Source organism: Streptomyces sp. CA-249302 (assembly GCF_050936785.1).
GTDB lineage: Bacteria > Actinomycetota > Actinomycetes > Streptomycetales > Streptomycetaceae > Streptomyces.
On the sequence record NZ_JBNJMG010000001.1, the window covers coordinates 8,621,138 to 8,635,583 of the forward strand.

A 14,446-nucleotide genomic window follows, 5' to 3' on the forward strand; every position below is an offset into this window, starting at 1 on the left:
GAGGACACTCTCACGTCATGGATTCCGGTGGCTCCACCAGCGGCAAAGGCAAAGGCGACGGCAGTCGCAACGGCAACCGGCTCGGCGACGTCGAGATCACCGACCCGAAGGCCATGCGCGCCCTCGCCCACCCCGTCCGGCTCGCCATCCTGGAGCGCCTGCAGCGGTACGGTCCCGCCACCGCGACCCAGCTCTCCCCGCACGTCGGTGCCACCCCGTCCGTCACCAGCTGGCATCTGCGGCATCTCGCCGGCTTCGGCCTCGTCCGGGACGCGGAAGGGTCGGCGGACCGGCGCGAGCGGCGATGGGAGGCCGTGGGGCGGGGGTTCCGTTTCGAGATACCGGAGGACGAGGACGGGGTCTCGGCCGCGCGGGCGCTGTTCTGGGAGATGTTCGCGCAGGTCGCGGAGGTGCCCGAGCGGTGGGCGACGGAGATCGAGCCGAGCCTCGAGCCGCGGTGGCGCCGTGTCGCCATGCTGGCCAACACCCGGATCGTGGTCTCGGCCGACGAACTCGCGGAGATCGAGGACGCCATGGAGGCGGTGCTCGCGCCGTACGTGACACGGGCGGCGGGGCAACGGCCGCAGGGGGCGCGGGATGTACGGGTGCTGCGGTACCTGTTGCCCGATGGGGCGGGCGAGTCGGCCGCTGAGGGGTCCGGCAGCGGCGAGTCGGATGCCGAGGGTCCCGGCGTCGGCGGGTCGGATGCCGACGGTTCAGGCGCCGGCGCGTGAGGCGCCCTCGAAGCTCCCCGGCATCGCTCTGGCGTGACCGCCGCTTCGTCCGCTGCTGGGCCGGCAGCGCCGTGTCGCAGTTCGGGGACCGGGTCTCCGAGGTGGCCGTGCCGTTGGTCGCGGTCGGTGTGCTGCACGCCTCCGCCGGACAGGTGGCCTGGCTGACCGCGCTGGCCTGGGCGCCGAACCTCCTCGCGACCGTGCTCGGCGTGTGGGTGGATCAACGAGCCGCAAAGCGACGGCTGTTGATCGTCACGGACGTCATCCGCGCGGCCGTGCTGCTGACCGTCCCCGCCGCCTACCTCTGCGGCACGCTCGCCCTCGGCCAGCTGTACGCCGTGACGCTCGCCGTCGGCTTCGCCGGTGTGGTGGCCGGCTGCGCCTGGTCGCCCTTCTTCGCGCGCCTGGTGCCGAGTTCGTCCTACGTCGACGCCAACAGCAAGTTCGGCGCGGCCCGTTCGGCGTCCTTCGTGGCCGGGCCCGCGCTGGGCGGCGGGCTGGTGCAGGTGTTGACGGCGCCGGTCGCGGTCGTCGCCGACGCGGTCTCGTTCCTCGTCTCGGCGCTGCTGCTCCGCGGGGTCGCGCTCGACGCCCCGCCATCCGACGCCCAACTCGGCGCCGTGAAAGGGTCGTTGCTGCGCGGCGCCCGCGAAGGCCTCGACTTCGTGCGCCGCGAACCAGTGCTCCGTGCGGGCCTCGCCTGCACGACGACCCTCAACTTCTTCACCTTCCTCACGGGCACGGGCCTGGTGGTGCTCTTCGCCGACCGTGTCCTCCAACTCCGGCCCGGAGTCATAGGGTTGACGCTCGGTGTCGGCGCGACCGGCTCCCTCCTCGGCGCGCTCACCGCCCCGTGGCTCGCCCGCCGCATCGGCTCGGGTCGGTGTGTCGTCGTCGGCGCCGTGCTCTTCCCCGCGCCCTTCGCCGCGGCGGCCCTGGCCGGCGGGCCCGTCTGGCTGCGCGTCGGTGTCCTGGGCGGTGCCCAGTTCCTCATCGGCCTCGGCGTCATGCTGTTCGACGTCAACCTCAACTCCCTTCAGTCCGCGGTCACTCCGGACGCCCTACGGGCCCGCGTCACCGGCGCCTACAGCACGGTCAACTACGGCATACGTCCGCTCGGTGCCGTCGTCGGAGGCGTCCTCGCGGAGACCCTCGGCCTCAGGGCGACCTTCGTCGTCGCCGGAGTCGGCGGCGCGCTGTCGGTGCTGTGGCTGCTGCCGTCGGCGATACCCCGTATCCGGACGGCGGCCGAACTCCTCGACCGCGTGCCTGCGACCCCGGCGATAAACCAGTAGGCGGAAGGCTCCCTTCGTAAAAGAATCCACGGGGGAGACCGACCCGAGGGAGACGAGTGACACGCGAGACACGGCGGCAGGGCGAGCCCGGCAGGCGCACCCGCGACCCCGCACCCCCCGCCCGCCAACCGCTCTGGCGGCAAAGGGACTTCGGCGTCTTCTGGACCGCCCAGACCCTCTCCGTCCTCGGCGACTCATTCGCCCTGATCGCGCTGCCGCTCCTGGTCCTCCAGGCCACCGGCTCCCTCGCCCGCATGGGCCTGCTGACCGCGGTCGGCGGAGCGGCCTCCGTGCTGGCCGCGGTCTTCGCCGGAGCGCTGGTCGACCGGGCCGACCGCCGCCGTCTCCTCATCGGCTGCGATCTCGTCCGTATGGTCCTGTACGGAGTGATCCCGGTGGTGTGGCTGTTCGGCCCGCGGATCTGGCTGCTGTACGTCGTGCTGCCGCTGTGCGAGGCCGTCGGCATGCTCTTCGCCGTCGGCTATGTCACCGTCGTCCGCGGCCTGGTCGGCACCGAGCAGCTGACGGAGGCCAACGGACGCCTGAACGCGACCGCCGCCGCGGCCGGCGTACTCGGCCCGGTGTGCGCGGGCCTGCTGGCCGCGGCGGCGGGCCCGGCCGCGGCCGTCGGCGTGAACGCGGCGAGCTTCGCCGTCTCCGCCGCCTGCATGCTCCTCGTCCGCTTCCGCGCCCGCCCCGCGGACGACGACACCGACCGTCCGGCACAGCGCACCGGCCTCTGGCAGGACCTGCGCACAGGCGTCTCCTTCCTCTACGCCCACCCGGTCCTGCGCTCCCTCACCGCCCTCCTCTTCGTCTTCAGCTTCCTCACCCTCGGCCTGACCGACCTGGTCATCTACCACCTCAAGCACGACCTCGGCCACGACGACGGCACGGTCGGCACGGTCATGGCCTGCGGCGCGCTCGGCACGATCGCCGGCTCCCTCCTGGTCGCCCGCATCCGCCGCCGCCTCGGCCTCGGCCGCACCTGGCCCGGCGCGGTCGCCCTGAGCGGCCTGGCCTTCGCGGGCCTCGGCTGGACCCACGAGGTCCCCGTGGTCGCCGCCCTGAGCGCGGCCTTCCTCGCCTCCGTGGCCGTCGCGGGCACCTGCTCCATGTCCCTGCGCCAGGAGATCACCCCCGAACCCCTCCTCGGCCGCGTGACCTCAGCCTTCTGGACCCTCCAGTACGCGGCGGCCCCCATCGGCGCGGCGGTCCTCACCTGGACCGCGGAACACCACGGCACGGCCCCGGTGGGCCTGATCGCCGGCGGCTGCTGCGTACTGATCGCGGTGGTGGCGCTGTTCACGCCGATACGACGGTCGGGTCGCGCCTCCTGAGCAGGGAGCCGGCGCCACGGTCAGTCGCCGCCGGGCGGAAGCACGACCCACCTCCCCAGCACGGCACCCGCGACCCCCGCCACGATCAGCGCCGCCAACGCCACGCGCAGGCTCGTCGCCCCCGCGAGGAGGCCCACCGCGGGGCCCGCCAGCAGGAAGCCCGGCCATTGGCCGATGGTGATGACCGAGACGCCCTCGCCGGGTGGGACGCCGGGTTGGCGGCCGGCCAGGGCGATGGCCGCCGGGAGTACGCAGGCGATGCCCAGGCCGACGACCACGAAACCGGCGAGGGCCGTCCAGAGGGTGGGGTGTACGACGACCACGGCGACGCCGGCCGCGAGGGTGAGGAGCGAGACGCGCAGGAAGCCCCGGCGGCCGAGGCGGGCCACGAGCCGGTCGCCGAGCAGCCGGCACACCAGGATCGAGATGGAGAAGCCCGTGTAGGTCGCCGCGCCGAGGGCCGCGCCTTCGTCCAGGTAGTCGGCCGTGTAGACCGAACTCCACTGGGAAGCGGCCCCTTCGGCGAAGGCGCCCAGGAACGCGATGCCGCCCAGCAGGACCAGCTGGGGTGTGAACCGGTGTCGTACCGGCCGCCGTTGTTCCTTCGCGACCGGGGCGTCCTGCGGCAACCCGGTGCCGAGGAGGAGCAGCAGCGCCCCGAGGACGCAGCTGCTCGCCGCCATCTGGACCCCCGGCGAGACGCCCGTGGCCGCCGCGAGCGTGCCCAGGGCGCCGCCCGCCAGGACGCCGACGCTGTAACTCGCGTGGAAGCCGGACATCAGGGGGCGGCCCTGGGCGCGTTCCACCGCCACCGCGAGCGCGTTGACCGGGGTGGCGAGGAAGGTCGCGCCGACTCCCCACACCGTCAGGCCGAGCACCAGGGCCGGGACGGATCCGGCCCCGGCCAGCACCGGCGCGTTGAGGAGGACGACCGCGGAGCCCGCGAGGGCCAGCAGGCGGGTGCTCACCCGGCCGATGAGGACCGTGATCAGCACGATCGCGACGACGTCCCCGGCCGCCGAGGAGCTGCTCAGCACTCCCCAGCGGGCCGTGTCGACGCCCACCTGGTCCCGGATCGCGGGGATCCGGGCCATCCAGCCGCCCTGCGTGCCGCCGAGGACGACGAACACCAGACGGACCGCGAGGCGGGTGCGTAAGTCGGCGGATGCGGCCGCGGGGGCCGTCATCCGTTCACCCCCGTGTAGTGGTTCAGGCTCCACCGCCACAGCAGCCGCGCCCCCAGATAGGCGAGCAGACCGAGCAGCGGAGAGGCGGCCGCGAGCCAGTACGGGACACCGGTGTCGTGGCCGTGGCCGGTGAGGACCGCGGCCGGGAAGTAGGCGACGAACGCGAGCGGGAGGCCGAAGGTGAGGAAGCCGCCGACCGCCTTGGGGAGGACGTTGAGCGGGTAGCTGCCGAAGGTGCCGAGCAGCTCCTCGAGCCAGCGGCCCCAGTAGTCGGCCGCCGGGAAGCGCAGCGAGGCACAGGCGACCGCCGTGAACAGGGCGGCCTCCAGCAGCATGCCGCCGAGCAGACAGGCGATGAGGTACGTGATCCGGCCCGCGTTCCAGTCGAGTTGGCTGCGGCTCAGCGCACCCACCATCAGGCCCGCGGCCACCGTGAGGTCGCCGATCGCGTTGGTGGGGAAGTACTGCAGCTGCACCTGGCGGTGGACCGGCAGCGGCCGGAGCAGGTAGACGTCGATCAGGCCCTCCTGGATGAACCGGCCGATGCCGTGCAGCCGGCCCAGGAACAGCACGAACAGACCGTGCGCCAGCATCCGCGTCGCCGGGATCAGCAGCACCTCCGAGCTGTCCCAGCCGCCCATCCCGGTGAACCGGGACAGCAGCACGGTCGCGAACACGATCACCGACACCTGCCAGATCGCGCCGATCGCGATGTTCAGCAGGAACTCGACCCGGTACTCCATCTGGGCACGGATGTTGAGGCGCGTGATGCGCCAGGCGATCCGGACGGCATTCATAGGCATCAGCCTCCTTGGGCGATGACACGGCGGGCGGCGCGCCGCCACAGGAAACGGGTGAGGAGGAAGAGCAGTACGACCCAGACCGCCTGGATGGCCAACTGCCCGCCCGCGTCGGCCAGTCGGATGCGGCCGATGTACAGGGACAGCGGCACGTTCAGCGTCGCCTGGAACGGGAGGAAGACGCTCATCGTCCGGAACCAGTCGGGGAAGAACCACAGCGGGGCGTACACCCCGGACAGCAGGTTCTGCGCGAAGATCAGGATGAGCATCGCCGAGTTGTTGCGGATGGTCCAGAAGCACATCTGGTCCAGCAGGAGCATCACGAAGTAGAGGACCAGCTGTCCGAGCACCAGGCTCACCACGAACACACCTGCCACGGCGGCCGATCGGGGCGGTTCGATCACCCCGGTGGCCAGGCACACCACATATCCGGCGAGCGCCCACGCGGCCCCGTACACCTGCTCGCCGAGGGCGCGCAGGGCGTGGTAGCGGGCGGGCGGCAGCGGGCGCAGGTACCAGTAGACGATGGTGCCGAAGTGCATGTGCTGGATGACCGTGTCCCGGCCCGCGTACTGGTCCAACTCCCGCAGCCGGGAGGCGAGTACGGCCAGCACGGCGTACGTGATCGCCTGTTCGCGGCTCATCCCGGCGGTCACGTTCGTGTTGGCGTACAGGCCGCTCCACAGCGAGGCGACCAGCACCACCTGGACGGTCAGCCGGATCAGGACGGCGGTCATCCGGGGCGGGGCGTGCAGCTCGCCGAGCGGGGTGACGCGGGCGGCGCGCCAGGCGTGCAGGACGGCCATCTCAGGCCCCTTCGGCGGCCGGGCCCGCGTGGACGTACGCGGCCCGCATGACGTCCTCCAGGTCGGCCTCGTCGATGGCGACGCCCGTCACCTCGTACCGCTCGATGACGGCCTTGAGCGCCTGGTGCACGGTCGGCGCCTCGGCCCCGTCCGGCCCGAACACGACCTGCGGCCCGTCCTGCCGCAGCAGCACGATCCCCGGCGGCGGTGGTACGACGCCGGTGTGCGCGTCGGCGAGCGTCGCCCGCACCTGCCAGGTCGAGCCGTACTTGCGGCGGATCTCGTCGAGTGTGCCGTCGAGCACCAGCCGCCCGTGGTTGATCAGCACCACCCGCTCGGCGAGCCGCTCGACCTCGGTCATGTCGTGCGTGGTCAACAGGACGGTACGGCCCCGCTGTTCGACCTGGTGCCGCAGGAACTCCCGCACCTGTTCCTTGACCACCACGTCCATGCCGATGGTCGGCTCGTCGAGGAAGACGACCGGCGGATCGTGCAGCAGCGCGGCGGCCAGGTCGCAGCGCACCCGCTGGCCGAGGGAGAGATGGCGGACGCGGGTGTCCCAGAACGCGGACAGTTCGAGGATGTCGTCGAACTCCCGCAGTCTGGCCGCGTGTTCGTCCTTGGGCACGTCGTAGATGTCCCGCAGGATCGAGAACGACTCCCGCACCGGCAGGTCCCACCACAGCTGGGTGCGCTGCCCGAACACCGCGCCGATGTTACGGGCGTTGCGCTCCCGGTCCTGGTAGGGGACCACGCCCGCGACCCGGGCCTCGCCCGAGGTCGGCGTGAGGATGCCGGTGAGGATCTTGATGGTGGTCGACTTGCCGGCACCGTTCGGGCCCAGCAGGGCGAGGAGTTCGCCGGAACCGACGTCGAAGCTGATGTCGGAGACGGCGTGCTTGACCGCCCGCTCCGGGTTGACGAGGGACCGCAGCGCACCCGCGAAACCGGGACGGCGGACCGTGGTGTGGAAGGTGCGGGACAGGCCGCGGACCTCGATGCTGCCGATCAATCGAGAGACCTCCGGGTGAGTCGGATCAACCAGACGGTCGCCACCAGCGAGGCGGCGGAGAGCGCGGTGAGCAGCCAGGGGACCGCGTGGATGCCCGAGGCCTCGATGCCCACCCCCAGCAGTGGGGGAGCCGCCACTCCGCCGACCATCGACGCGGCGATGACCCAGGCACCGGCGCGCCTCGCCTGGGGAAGCGCCCTGTTCAGCCAGGGCAGTCCGGTCGGAAAGACCGGCGCGATGAACAACCCAACACCGGCGTAGGCAACCGGCGCCACTCCTTTTACACGTGCCAGCAGCAGACACACGGTCATACCGGCCGCGCAGATCGTCAGGATGCGCTCGGGGGAGTACTTCAGGGTGATCGGTACGACGAGGAAGCGCCCCGCCGTCATCATCAGCCAGTACACGGAGGTCGCCGAGGCGGCCACGGTCGCGCTGTAGCCGACGGTCTCCAGATGCGTGGGCTCCCAGCCGCCGACACCGGCCTCGACGCCGACGTTCAGGATGTAGAGGACGAGGAAGCCGACGAGGACGCGGGGCAGGCCCAACGAGCCCGCACTCTGCTCACGCCCTTGGCCAACAGGCTTTGTCCGCACGCCACTCGAGCCCATGACCACCAGCACGGCCGCCAGTGCCGCACAGGCCCCGAAGGCGTACGCGTACTGGTCCGGCCCCAGCCAGGCGACCACCGCCGGGCCGAGCACCGCGCCGATGCCGAAGTGGGCGTTGAGGACGTTCAGCATGGCCGTGGAGCGGTTGCCGAAGCCCGCCGCGAACAGCTGGTTGAGGCCGTAGTCGATGCCGCCGAAGCCGAGGCCGGCGAGGAAGGCGGCGGACAGGGCAAGGGGCCAGTTCGGGGCGAGCGCGAAGCCCGCGCCGCCGAGCGCCATCAGCGCGTAACTCGCCGCCAGCAGCGCCCTGTTGCTTATTCGGGAGTGGATCGCGTTGAAGGCGAGCACGCCCGCGACGCCACCCGTGAAGTGCAGGCTCAGACCGAGGCCCGCGCCCGACGGGGACAGGCCGAACTCCGCGCGCAGACCCGGTACCGCGGGGCCGTAGAGCGCCTGGAGCATGCCGATGAGGACGAAACCGACGCAGGACGCGACCGCGGCCGACCGGCTGAAGAGCCGGTCGGCCGCGGGGGTCCTCAGGACCGTGTCGCTCAACTGACCTCCGAGAACACGAAGGAGAACTCGACGGGCTCGGCACGCAGTTGGTACTGCGGCAGCACGCCGGGACCGCAGGAGCCGGTGCCGATGCCGTGCAGGGCGTGGTCGAGGTTCACCCAGACCGTCTCTGAGGCCGTGAGGTCGGTGAGGTGGGTGGCCGCGTCCAGCTGCTCGGTGGTCCAGCGCCGGGCGGTGAGGAAGAACTCCGGGTCGCCGTCGATACGCAGCCCGCCGAGCTCGGCCCAACGGACGTCGGCACGGGCGCCGTTCTCCTGCGGACGGAGATACGGGGTCTGGAGCCCGTCGACCGTGGACTCCCAGCGGCCGATCTTCGAGGCCGACTTGGTGTCGGGGTAGCCCTCGCCGGGACCGCCGCCGTACCACTTCACGGCGTCGGCCTGCGCGAGCCCGAAGCGCACACCGAGGCGCGGCAGCGGCACCGGCCACTCGCCCTCCGGCCCCACGGAGACGGTCAGCTTGAGACGGCCGCCGTCCGAGGTCCAGCGGTAGACCGCGGCGAGCCCGAACTCCCAGGCGGCCGGGGCGACTCGGGTCCGCACCGTCAGCGCGTCCCGGTCGAGCTCGACCGAGGCCAGCCGGTGCCGCATGCGGTGCAGGCCGTACTTGCGCCACAGTTCGGCGGAGCGGAGACCGGTCACCCAGTCGGCGCCCTCGTCGTTGTCCGTGGTCGCCCGCCACACGTCCAGGCGCAGACCCTCGACCGCGACCCCGCCGACCGACTTCAGCGCGCCCGTGCGGGCGTCGAAGGAGGCCGGACCGAGCGTGATCACACCGTCGGCGACGACCGGCCCGTCGGTCGCGGCGACCGACGGCAACGGCCGTGCGGTGACCGGGACCTGGCCCCAGGCGACCTCGTGACCCTGCGGCGCCCAGTCGGTGTCGGCCGCCAGCAGCGCCTGTACCGTCCACCGGGTCTCGGCGCCACCGTGGTCGGCCGACGGCTCGGGCAGCTTGACGTCCGCCGACTCGCCCGGGGCGAGCGCGGGTACGGACAGGGAGCCCGACTCGACGGTCTCGCCGTCCACTTGGTAGGACCACTCGAAGGCAAAAGCGGACAGGTCGGCGAAGTCCTGCTTGTTCGTGACCCGTACGGTGCCGTCGACACCGTCGACCGAGACCGGCTCGATGACCTTCTTGAACTCCAGCAGGCCCGGGGAGGGTCGCCGGTCCGGGAAAATCAGACCGTCGCAGACGAAGTTCCCGTCGTGCAGCTCCTCACCGAAGTCACCGCCGTAGGCGAAGCCCAGTTCCGCGTGCTTGACGCCGTGGTCGATCCACTCCCAGATGAAGCCGCCCTGGAGCCGGTCGTACTTCTCGAACAGCTCCTGGTAGTCGGCGATGCCACCCGGGCCGTTGCCCATGGCGTGCCCGTACTCGCAGAGGATGAACGGGAGTTCGCGCCGCTTGTGCGTGCCGCCGTCCAGCTCCTGGCCGATCTGCTCGACCTCGGCGTGGTTGGCGTACATCCGCGAGTACATGTCCGTGTCACGGCAGTTCCAGTCGCCCTCGTAGTGCACGAGGCGCGAGGAGTCACGGCCGTGGATCCACTCGGCCATGGCCGTGAGCCCGCGACCGGTGCCGGCCTCGTTGCCCAGCGACCAGATGACCACCGACGGGTGGTTCTTGTCGCGCTCGACCATACGCTCGGCGCGGTCGAGGAGGGCCGGGGTCCAGCGGTCGTCGTCGACGGGGTTGTCCCGCCAGGCCTGCTCGGTGAAGCCGTGGGTCTCCAGGTCGCACTCGTCGATGACCCACAGCCCGTACTCGTCGCACAGGTCCAGGAAGGCCGGGTGCGGCGGGTAGTGGGAGGTGCGGACGGCGTTGAGGTTGTGCCGCTTCATCAGCAGCACGTCCTCGCGCATGGTCTCCAGGTCGAGGGCGCGGCCCTTCTCCGGGTGCCACTCGTGCCGGTTGACGCCCTTGAAGAGGATCGGCTTCCCGTTGACCTTGATGAGCCCGTCGGCGAGCTCCACGGTCCGGAAACCGATGCGCAGGGGCACCCGCTCGCCCTCGGTCGCGAGTACACCGTCGTACAACTTCGGTGTCTCGGCCGTCCACGCCTCGACCGGGACCGTCACCGATTCGCCCGTCGCGACATCGATGTCCAGGGCGGGCACGGACACCCGCCCGTCGACGTCGGAGTCGACGCGCAGGGTGCCCTCGCCCGTGCGGTGGTCGTAGGAGGCGTGCACGAAGAAGTCGAGCGCGCTGCCGGCCGGGCGGTGCAGCAGGGTCACGTCACGGAAGATGCCCGGGAGCCACCACTGGTCCTGGTCCTCCAGGTAGGAGCCGGCCGACCACTGGTGGACGCGGACGGCGAGGACGTTGCCGCTGGGCTTGAGCAGGTGCCCGACGGCGAACTCGTGGGCGAGACGGGAGCCCTTGAACTCGCCGATGTCCGTGCCGTTGAGCCAGACGCGGGCGCAGGACTCGACGCCGTCGAAACGGATGACGGCGCCGCCGTCACCGGGCCAGTCGGCCGGCAGGTCGAAGACGCGGACGTGGTCGCCGGTCGGGTTCTCCGTCGGGACGTGCGGCGGGTCGACCGGGAAGGGGTAGAGGTGGTTGGTGTAGATGGGCAGGCCGAAGGCGCCGTCGCCCTGGAGGACCCAGTGGCCCGGGACCGTGACCTCGGCCCAGTTCCCGGCGTCGAACCCGGGCTCGGCGAACGAGTCGTCCTCGGCGTCGGCGGTCGGCGAGACGCGCAGCCGCCAACTGCCGTTGAGTGAGAAGGACTTGGCGTCGGAGGCCGCGTACCAGGCGCGGGGCGGAAGGGCCCCGCTGCCGGGTGCGACGTCCTCGACGTAGTCGATGGCCGTGGTCGTGCGGAAAGACATCGGTCTCCAGGTCGTGAAAAGAGTGGCGTCAGCCCTTGATCCCAGTCTGCGCGATGCCCTGTACCAGCCAGCGCTGGAGGAAGAGGAACACGAAGATGAGAGGCAGGATCGACACGGCGGTGGCCATGAAGATCAGGTGGAAGTTGACGGTCTGGTTGGTCATGAAGGACGAGAGCGCGATCTGGACCGTCCACGAACTCGGGTCCTGGCCGATCACCAGCGGCCACAGGAAGGAGTTCCAGGCGCTGATGAAGGTGATCGTGGCGATCGCGGCGAAGAAGTTCAGCGAGTTCGGTACGACGATCCGCCAGTACGCGCCCCAGTAGCCGAGCCCGTCCACCCGCGCCGCCTCCTCCAGCTCCTTCGGGAATCCCAGGAAGTACTGCCGGAAAAGGAAGCAGGTGAAACCACTGAACAGGCCCGGGATGATCAGGCCGCGGTAGGTGTCCACCCAGCCGAGGGACGACACCAGCACGAAGCTGGGCACGAAGGTGACCGCTGTCGGGACCATCAGGGTCGCGAGGACGGCGTAGAAGACCTTGTTGGCGTGCTTGTACGGGATACGGGCCAGGCCGTAGCCGGCCAGGGAACAGACCAGGAGGGTGCCGAGGGTGGTCGACACGGCGACGACCAGCGAGTTCACCATGGAGCGGCCGAACTCGACCGTGGGGTCGTCGAACAGCTCGGAGATGTTGCCCCACTGGAAGGAGGGCAGCAGCTTCCAGTTCTCGCCCGTGATCTCCGGGTCCGTGGAGAGCGCGTTGCGGGTGATCAGGTAGAACGGGACCAGGAAGAGGAGGGCGGCGACGCCGACGGCGACATACAGTCCGGTGTTGCCGAGGACGCCCCGGGCCTTCTTGCGCTGCTTGCCCGGGTGAGGTGCGGTGGTGGTCACTTGGACTCCTCCCCCCTTCCGAAGCCCATGAACTTGCCCTGGACCAGGGTGACGAGGCAGATGAGCAGCGACAGGATGACCGCGCCCGCGCTGCCCGCTCCGTAGTCCTGGTTGGTGCCGAGGGCTGCCTTGTAGAGCTCCATGAGCGGTGTCTGCGCCCAGGTCGCCTTGGTTCCGATGATGTTGAAGAACTCGTCGAACGCCTGGTACGCGGCGATGAGCAGCAGCAGGATCACCGCGGTCGAGGTGGCCCGCAGCTGCGGCAGCGTGATGTACCGGAAGGTCTGCCAGCCCTTCTTGGCGCCGTCGATGGCGGCGGCCTCGTAGAGCTCGGCCGGGATGTTCTGGAGCGCGGCCAGGAACAGGATCATGTAGAACCCGGACTGGATCCACAGGCGCAGGGTCACGATGACCAGCCAGTACCAGGGCGGGGTGGGGTCGGCCAGGTAGGCGATGTTGTCGACGCCGAACCAGCCGAGGACGGTGTTCATCAGACCGAAGCGGACGCCGCTGAAGATGGACATCTTCCAGATCAGCGCGGCGGCGACGTACGACACGGCGGTCGGCAGGAAGAACACCGACCGGAAGAAGGCCCGCATGAACCGCAGCTGGTTCACCAGCAGCGCCAGCCCCAGGGACAGCGCCCAGGTCGTCGGCACGATGAAGGCGGCGAACACGCTGAACGTCCACAGCGAGTCGGGGAAGTTGCTGTTGGTCAGGATCTGCTTGTAGTTGTCGAAGCCGATGAAGTTGCTCGGCGTGACGGTGTAGCGGGCGTCGAAGAAGCTGAGCCAGACGGACCAGCCGATCGGCACGAAGACGAAGATCACCAGGCCGATGAGGAAGGGGCCGGTGAAGAGCCAGAAGTTGAGTGTCGGGTTGCCCCGCAGGCCCCGCCGCGGCCGGGCCTGGGAGGCCTTGGCCGGGGCGGGCTGGGCGACCCCGCGCGTGGTGGTGGTCGACATGTCGTTGTCTTCCCGGCGGCCTATCCGAACAGCTTCTTGAGTTCGACGTCGACCTTCTTGTCGCAGGTGTCGAGTGCCTTCTCCGGGTCGCCGTTCTTACGGACGGAGGACGCGATCACGTCGTTGAACGCGGTGATCATCACCTGGTCGAAGCCGATGTTGTCGAAGTGGCCGTAGTCGGTGAAGAGCTTGACCGCCTCGGCGGGCAGGCCCGACTTGAGCTTGGTGGCGGACTGGGCTATCGAGGTGCGCGGCGGGATGTGGAAGCCGTAGGACAGCGCCCAGTCCTCCTGGTACTTCTTCTGGTCGATCCACAGCCACTTGACGTACTCCTTGGCCGCGTCGACGTTCTTGCCCTTGGCGTTGACGTAGATCGACCAGCCGCCGTTGTAGACCGACAGCTTGCCGGCGCTGCCGATCTTCGGGAACGGGAAGATGCCGAGGTCGTCGCCGAGCGCCTTCTGCATGGCCGGCATGGACCACATGCCGCCCCACTGGATGGCACACAGGCCCTGGTCGAGCGAGGACGGGTCCCAGAAGTCGGTCGGGGCGTCGAGCAGCACGTGGCCGCTGGTGAACAGGGTCCGGAGCTTCTTCAGGCCCTCGACGACGCCGTCCGTGTGGTAGCCGATCTTGTTGTTCGCGTCGAGGGTCTCGGCGCCGGCCGAGAAGATCAGGTTGTTCTGGATCGCCGTGAAGTCGTTGCCGAGGAAGACGCCCTTGACCTTGTCGGTGGTCAGCTTGGCGGCCGCCTCCAGCAGCTCGTCCAGCGTGGTCGGGACCTCGACCTTGGCCTTCTCCAGCATCGACTTGCGGTAGTAGAAGAACTGCGGGTCGTCGATCATCCGGATGCCGTAGATCTTGCCGTCCACCGTGTGCGACTTGATGTCGGCCGGGTTGAAGTCGTCCTTGACCGGGTCGATGAGGTCGCTCAGGTCGGCCACCTGACCGCTCTTGACCAGCTGGAGCTGCGGGTGGAACTCGAAGACGTCCGGGGCCTGCTTGGTGAGCAGCGCCGAGAAGAGCTTGGCCTCGAAGTTGTTGCCGGTGATCCAGTTGGTGGTCACGTTGGCGTCCTTGTAGGCCGCCGCGTACCGCTTGATCGCCTGCTCGGTCCCCGCCTCGCCGTACGCGTGGAAGTACTGGACCAGCTGCTTGCCCGAACCGGACCCGCCCCCGCGCCCGTTGTTGCTCCCGCACGCCGCCAGCGTGCCGGCGGCGGCCATGCCGGCGGCGGCCCGGAAGATCGATCGGCGGGAGATGTTGCTGTTGCTCATTGCCGACATGCTGACGTCCTTGTCTCGATTGCGGCTGCGGCTCCACGGCTTCAGCGCTACGTGGCTCGAATTGCTCTGCGGTGCGGGACGTTAACCTTCGGCTAAGGC

The 14,446-nt window shown here is 70.2% G+C and carries 12 protein-coding genes; 3 read left to right on the forward strand and 9 right to left on the reverse strand.

All coding sequences use genetic code 11. The features are described 5' to 3' along the window. Nucleotides 1–17: 17 nt before the first annotated feature. Genes ACQEWB_RS38910 through ACQEWB_RS38920 form a run of 3 tightly spaced genes read left to right on the forward strand, consistent with a single transcriptional unit; the run spans nucleotide 18 to nucleotide 3,369 of the window. Nucleotides 18–734: an ArsR/SmtB family transcription factor gene (locus tag ACQEWB_RS38910; RefSeq protein ID WP_432839685.1), complete on the forward strand. Its 717-nt coding sequence runs from the start codon at nucleotides 18–20 to the stop codon at nucleotides 732–734. Next, complete coding sequence (locus ACQEWB_RS38915) at nucleotides 731–2,029, forward strand: MFS transporter (protein WP_432839687.1); 1,299 nt, start codon at nucleotides 731–733, stop codon at nucleotides 2,027–2,029. Before ACQEWB_RS38910 ends, ACQEWB_RS38915 begins: the two co-directional genes overlap by 4 nt. 56 nt (nucleotides 2,030–2,085) lie before the next feature. Beyond that, nucleotides 2,086–3,369: an MFS transporter gene (locus tag ACQEWB_RS38920; protein ID WP_432839689.1), complete on the forward strand. Its 1,284-nt coding sequence runs from the start codon at nucleotides 2,086–2,088 to the stop codon at nucleotides 3,367–3,369. A 20-nt stretch (nucleotides 3,370–3,389) separates the two neighbouring features. Here ACQEWB_RS38920 and ACQEWB_RS38925 read toward each other — a convergent pair whose 3' ends face one another. The 9 genes from ACQEWB_RS38925 to ACQEWB_RS38965 form a co-directional block, all read right to left on the reverse strand. Continuing rightward, nucleotides 3,390–4,556 (reverse strand): MFS transporter, encoded by a 1,167-nt coding sequence (locus tag ACQEWB_RS38925; RefSeq protein WP_432839691.1) that lies wholly within the window; start codon nucleotides 4,554–4,556, stop codon nucleotides 3,390–3,392. Next, a complete protein-coding gene (locus ACQEWB_RS38930; protein WP_432844223.1) occupies nucleotides 4,553–5,353 on the reverse strand; it encodes an ABC transporter permease in 801 nt (266 codons plus the stop codon). The genes ACQEWB_RS38925 and ACQEWB_RS38930 overlap by 4 nt, the downstream gene beginning before the upstream one ends. Nucleotides 5,354–5,358: 5 nt before the next feature. After that, entirely contained in the window at nucleotides 5,359–6,162 is an 804-nt protein-coding gene (locus ACQEWB_RS38935) for an ABC transporter permease (protein WP_432839693.1), read from the reverse strand. Nucleotide 6,163: 1 nt separating this feature from the next. Next, a complete protein-coding gene (locus ACQEWB_RS38940; protein ID WP_432839695.1) occupies nucleotides 6,164–7,174 on the reverse strand; it encodes an ABC transporter ATP-binding protein in 1,011 nt (336 codons plus the stop codon). After that, nucleotides 7,171–8,247 carry an MFS transporter gene (locus ACQEWB_RS38945; protein WP_432844225.1) on the reverse strand — a complete coding sequence of 359 codons (1,077 nt, stop codon included), beginning with the start codon at nucleotides 8,245–8,247 and terminating at the stop codon, nucleotides 7,171–7,173. Before ACQEWB_RS38945 ends, ACQEWB_RS38940 begins: the two co-directional genes overlap by 4 nt. An 89-nt stretch (nucleotides 8,248–8,336) precedes the next feature. Beyond that, on the reverse strand, nucleotides 8,337–11,201 hold the full coding sequence (locus tag ACQEWB_RS38950) for a glycoside hydrolase family 2 TIM barrel-domain containing protein (RefSeq protein ID WP_432839697.1): 2,865 nt from the start codon (nucleotides 11,199–11,201) through the stop codon (nucleotides 8,337–8,339). A 28-nt stretch (nucleotides 11,202–11,229) separates the two neighbouring features. Beyond that, the gene (locus ACQEWB_RS38955; protein ID WP_432839699.1) at nucleotides 11,230–12,096 is read right to left on the reverse strand and encodes a carbohydrate ABC transporter permease; all 867 of its coding nucleotides are present in this window, start codon (nucleotides 12,094–12,096) and stop codon (nucleotides 11,230–11,232) included. After that, nucleotides 12,093–13,061 carry a carbohydrate ABC transporter permease gene (locus ACQEWB_RS38960; RefSeq protein ID WP_432839701.1) on the reverse strand — a complete coding sequence of 323 codons (969 nt, stop codon included), beginning with the start codon at nucleotides 13,059–13,061 and terminating at the stop codon, nucleotides 12,093–12,095. Before ACQEWB_RS38960 ends, ACQEWB_RS38955 begins: the two co-directional genes overlap by 4 nt. Nucleotides 13,062–13,081: 20 nt before the next feature. Then, nucleotides 13,082–14,347 (reverse strand): ABC transporter substrate-binding protein, encoded by a 1,266-nt coding sequence (locus tag ACQEWB_RS38965; RefSeq protein ID WP_432839703.1) that lies wholly within the window; start codon nucleotides 14,345–14,347, stop codon nucleotides 13,082–13,084. Between the last annotated feature and the right edge of the window lie 99 nt (nucleotides 14,348–14,446).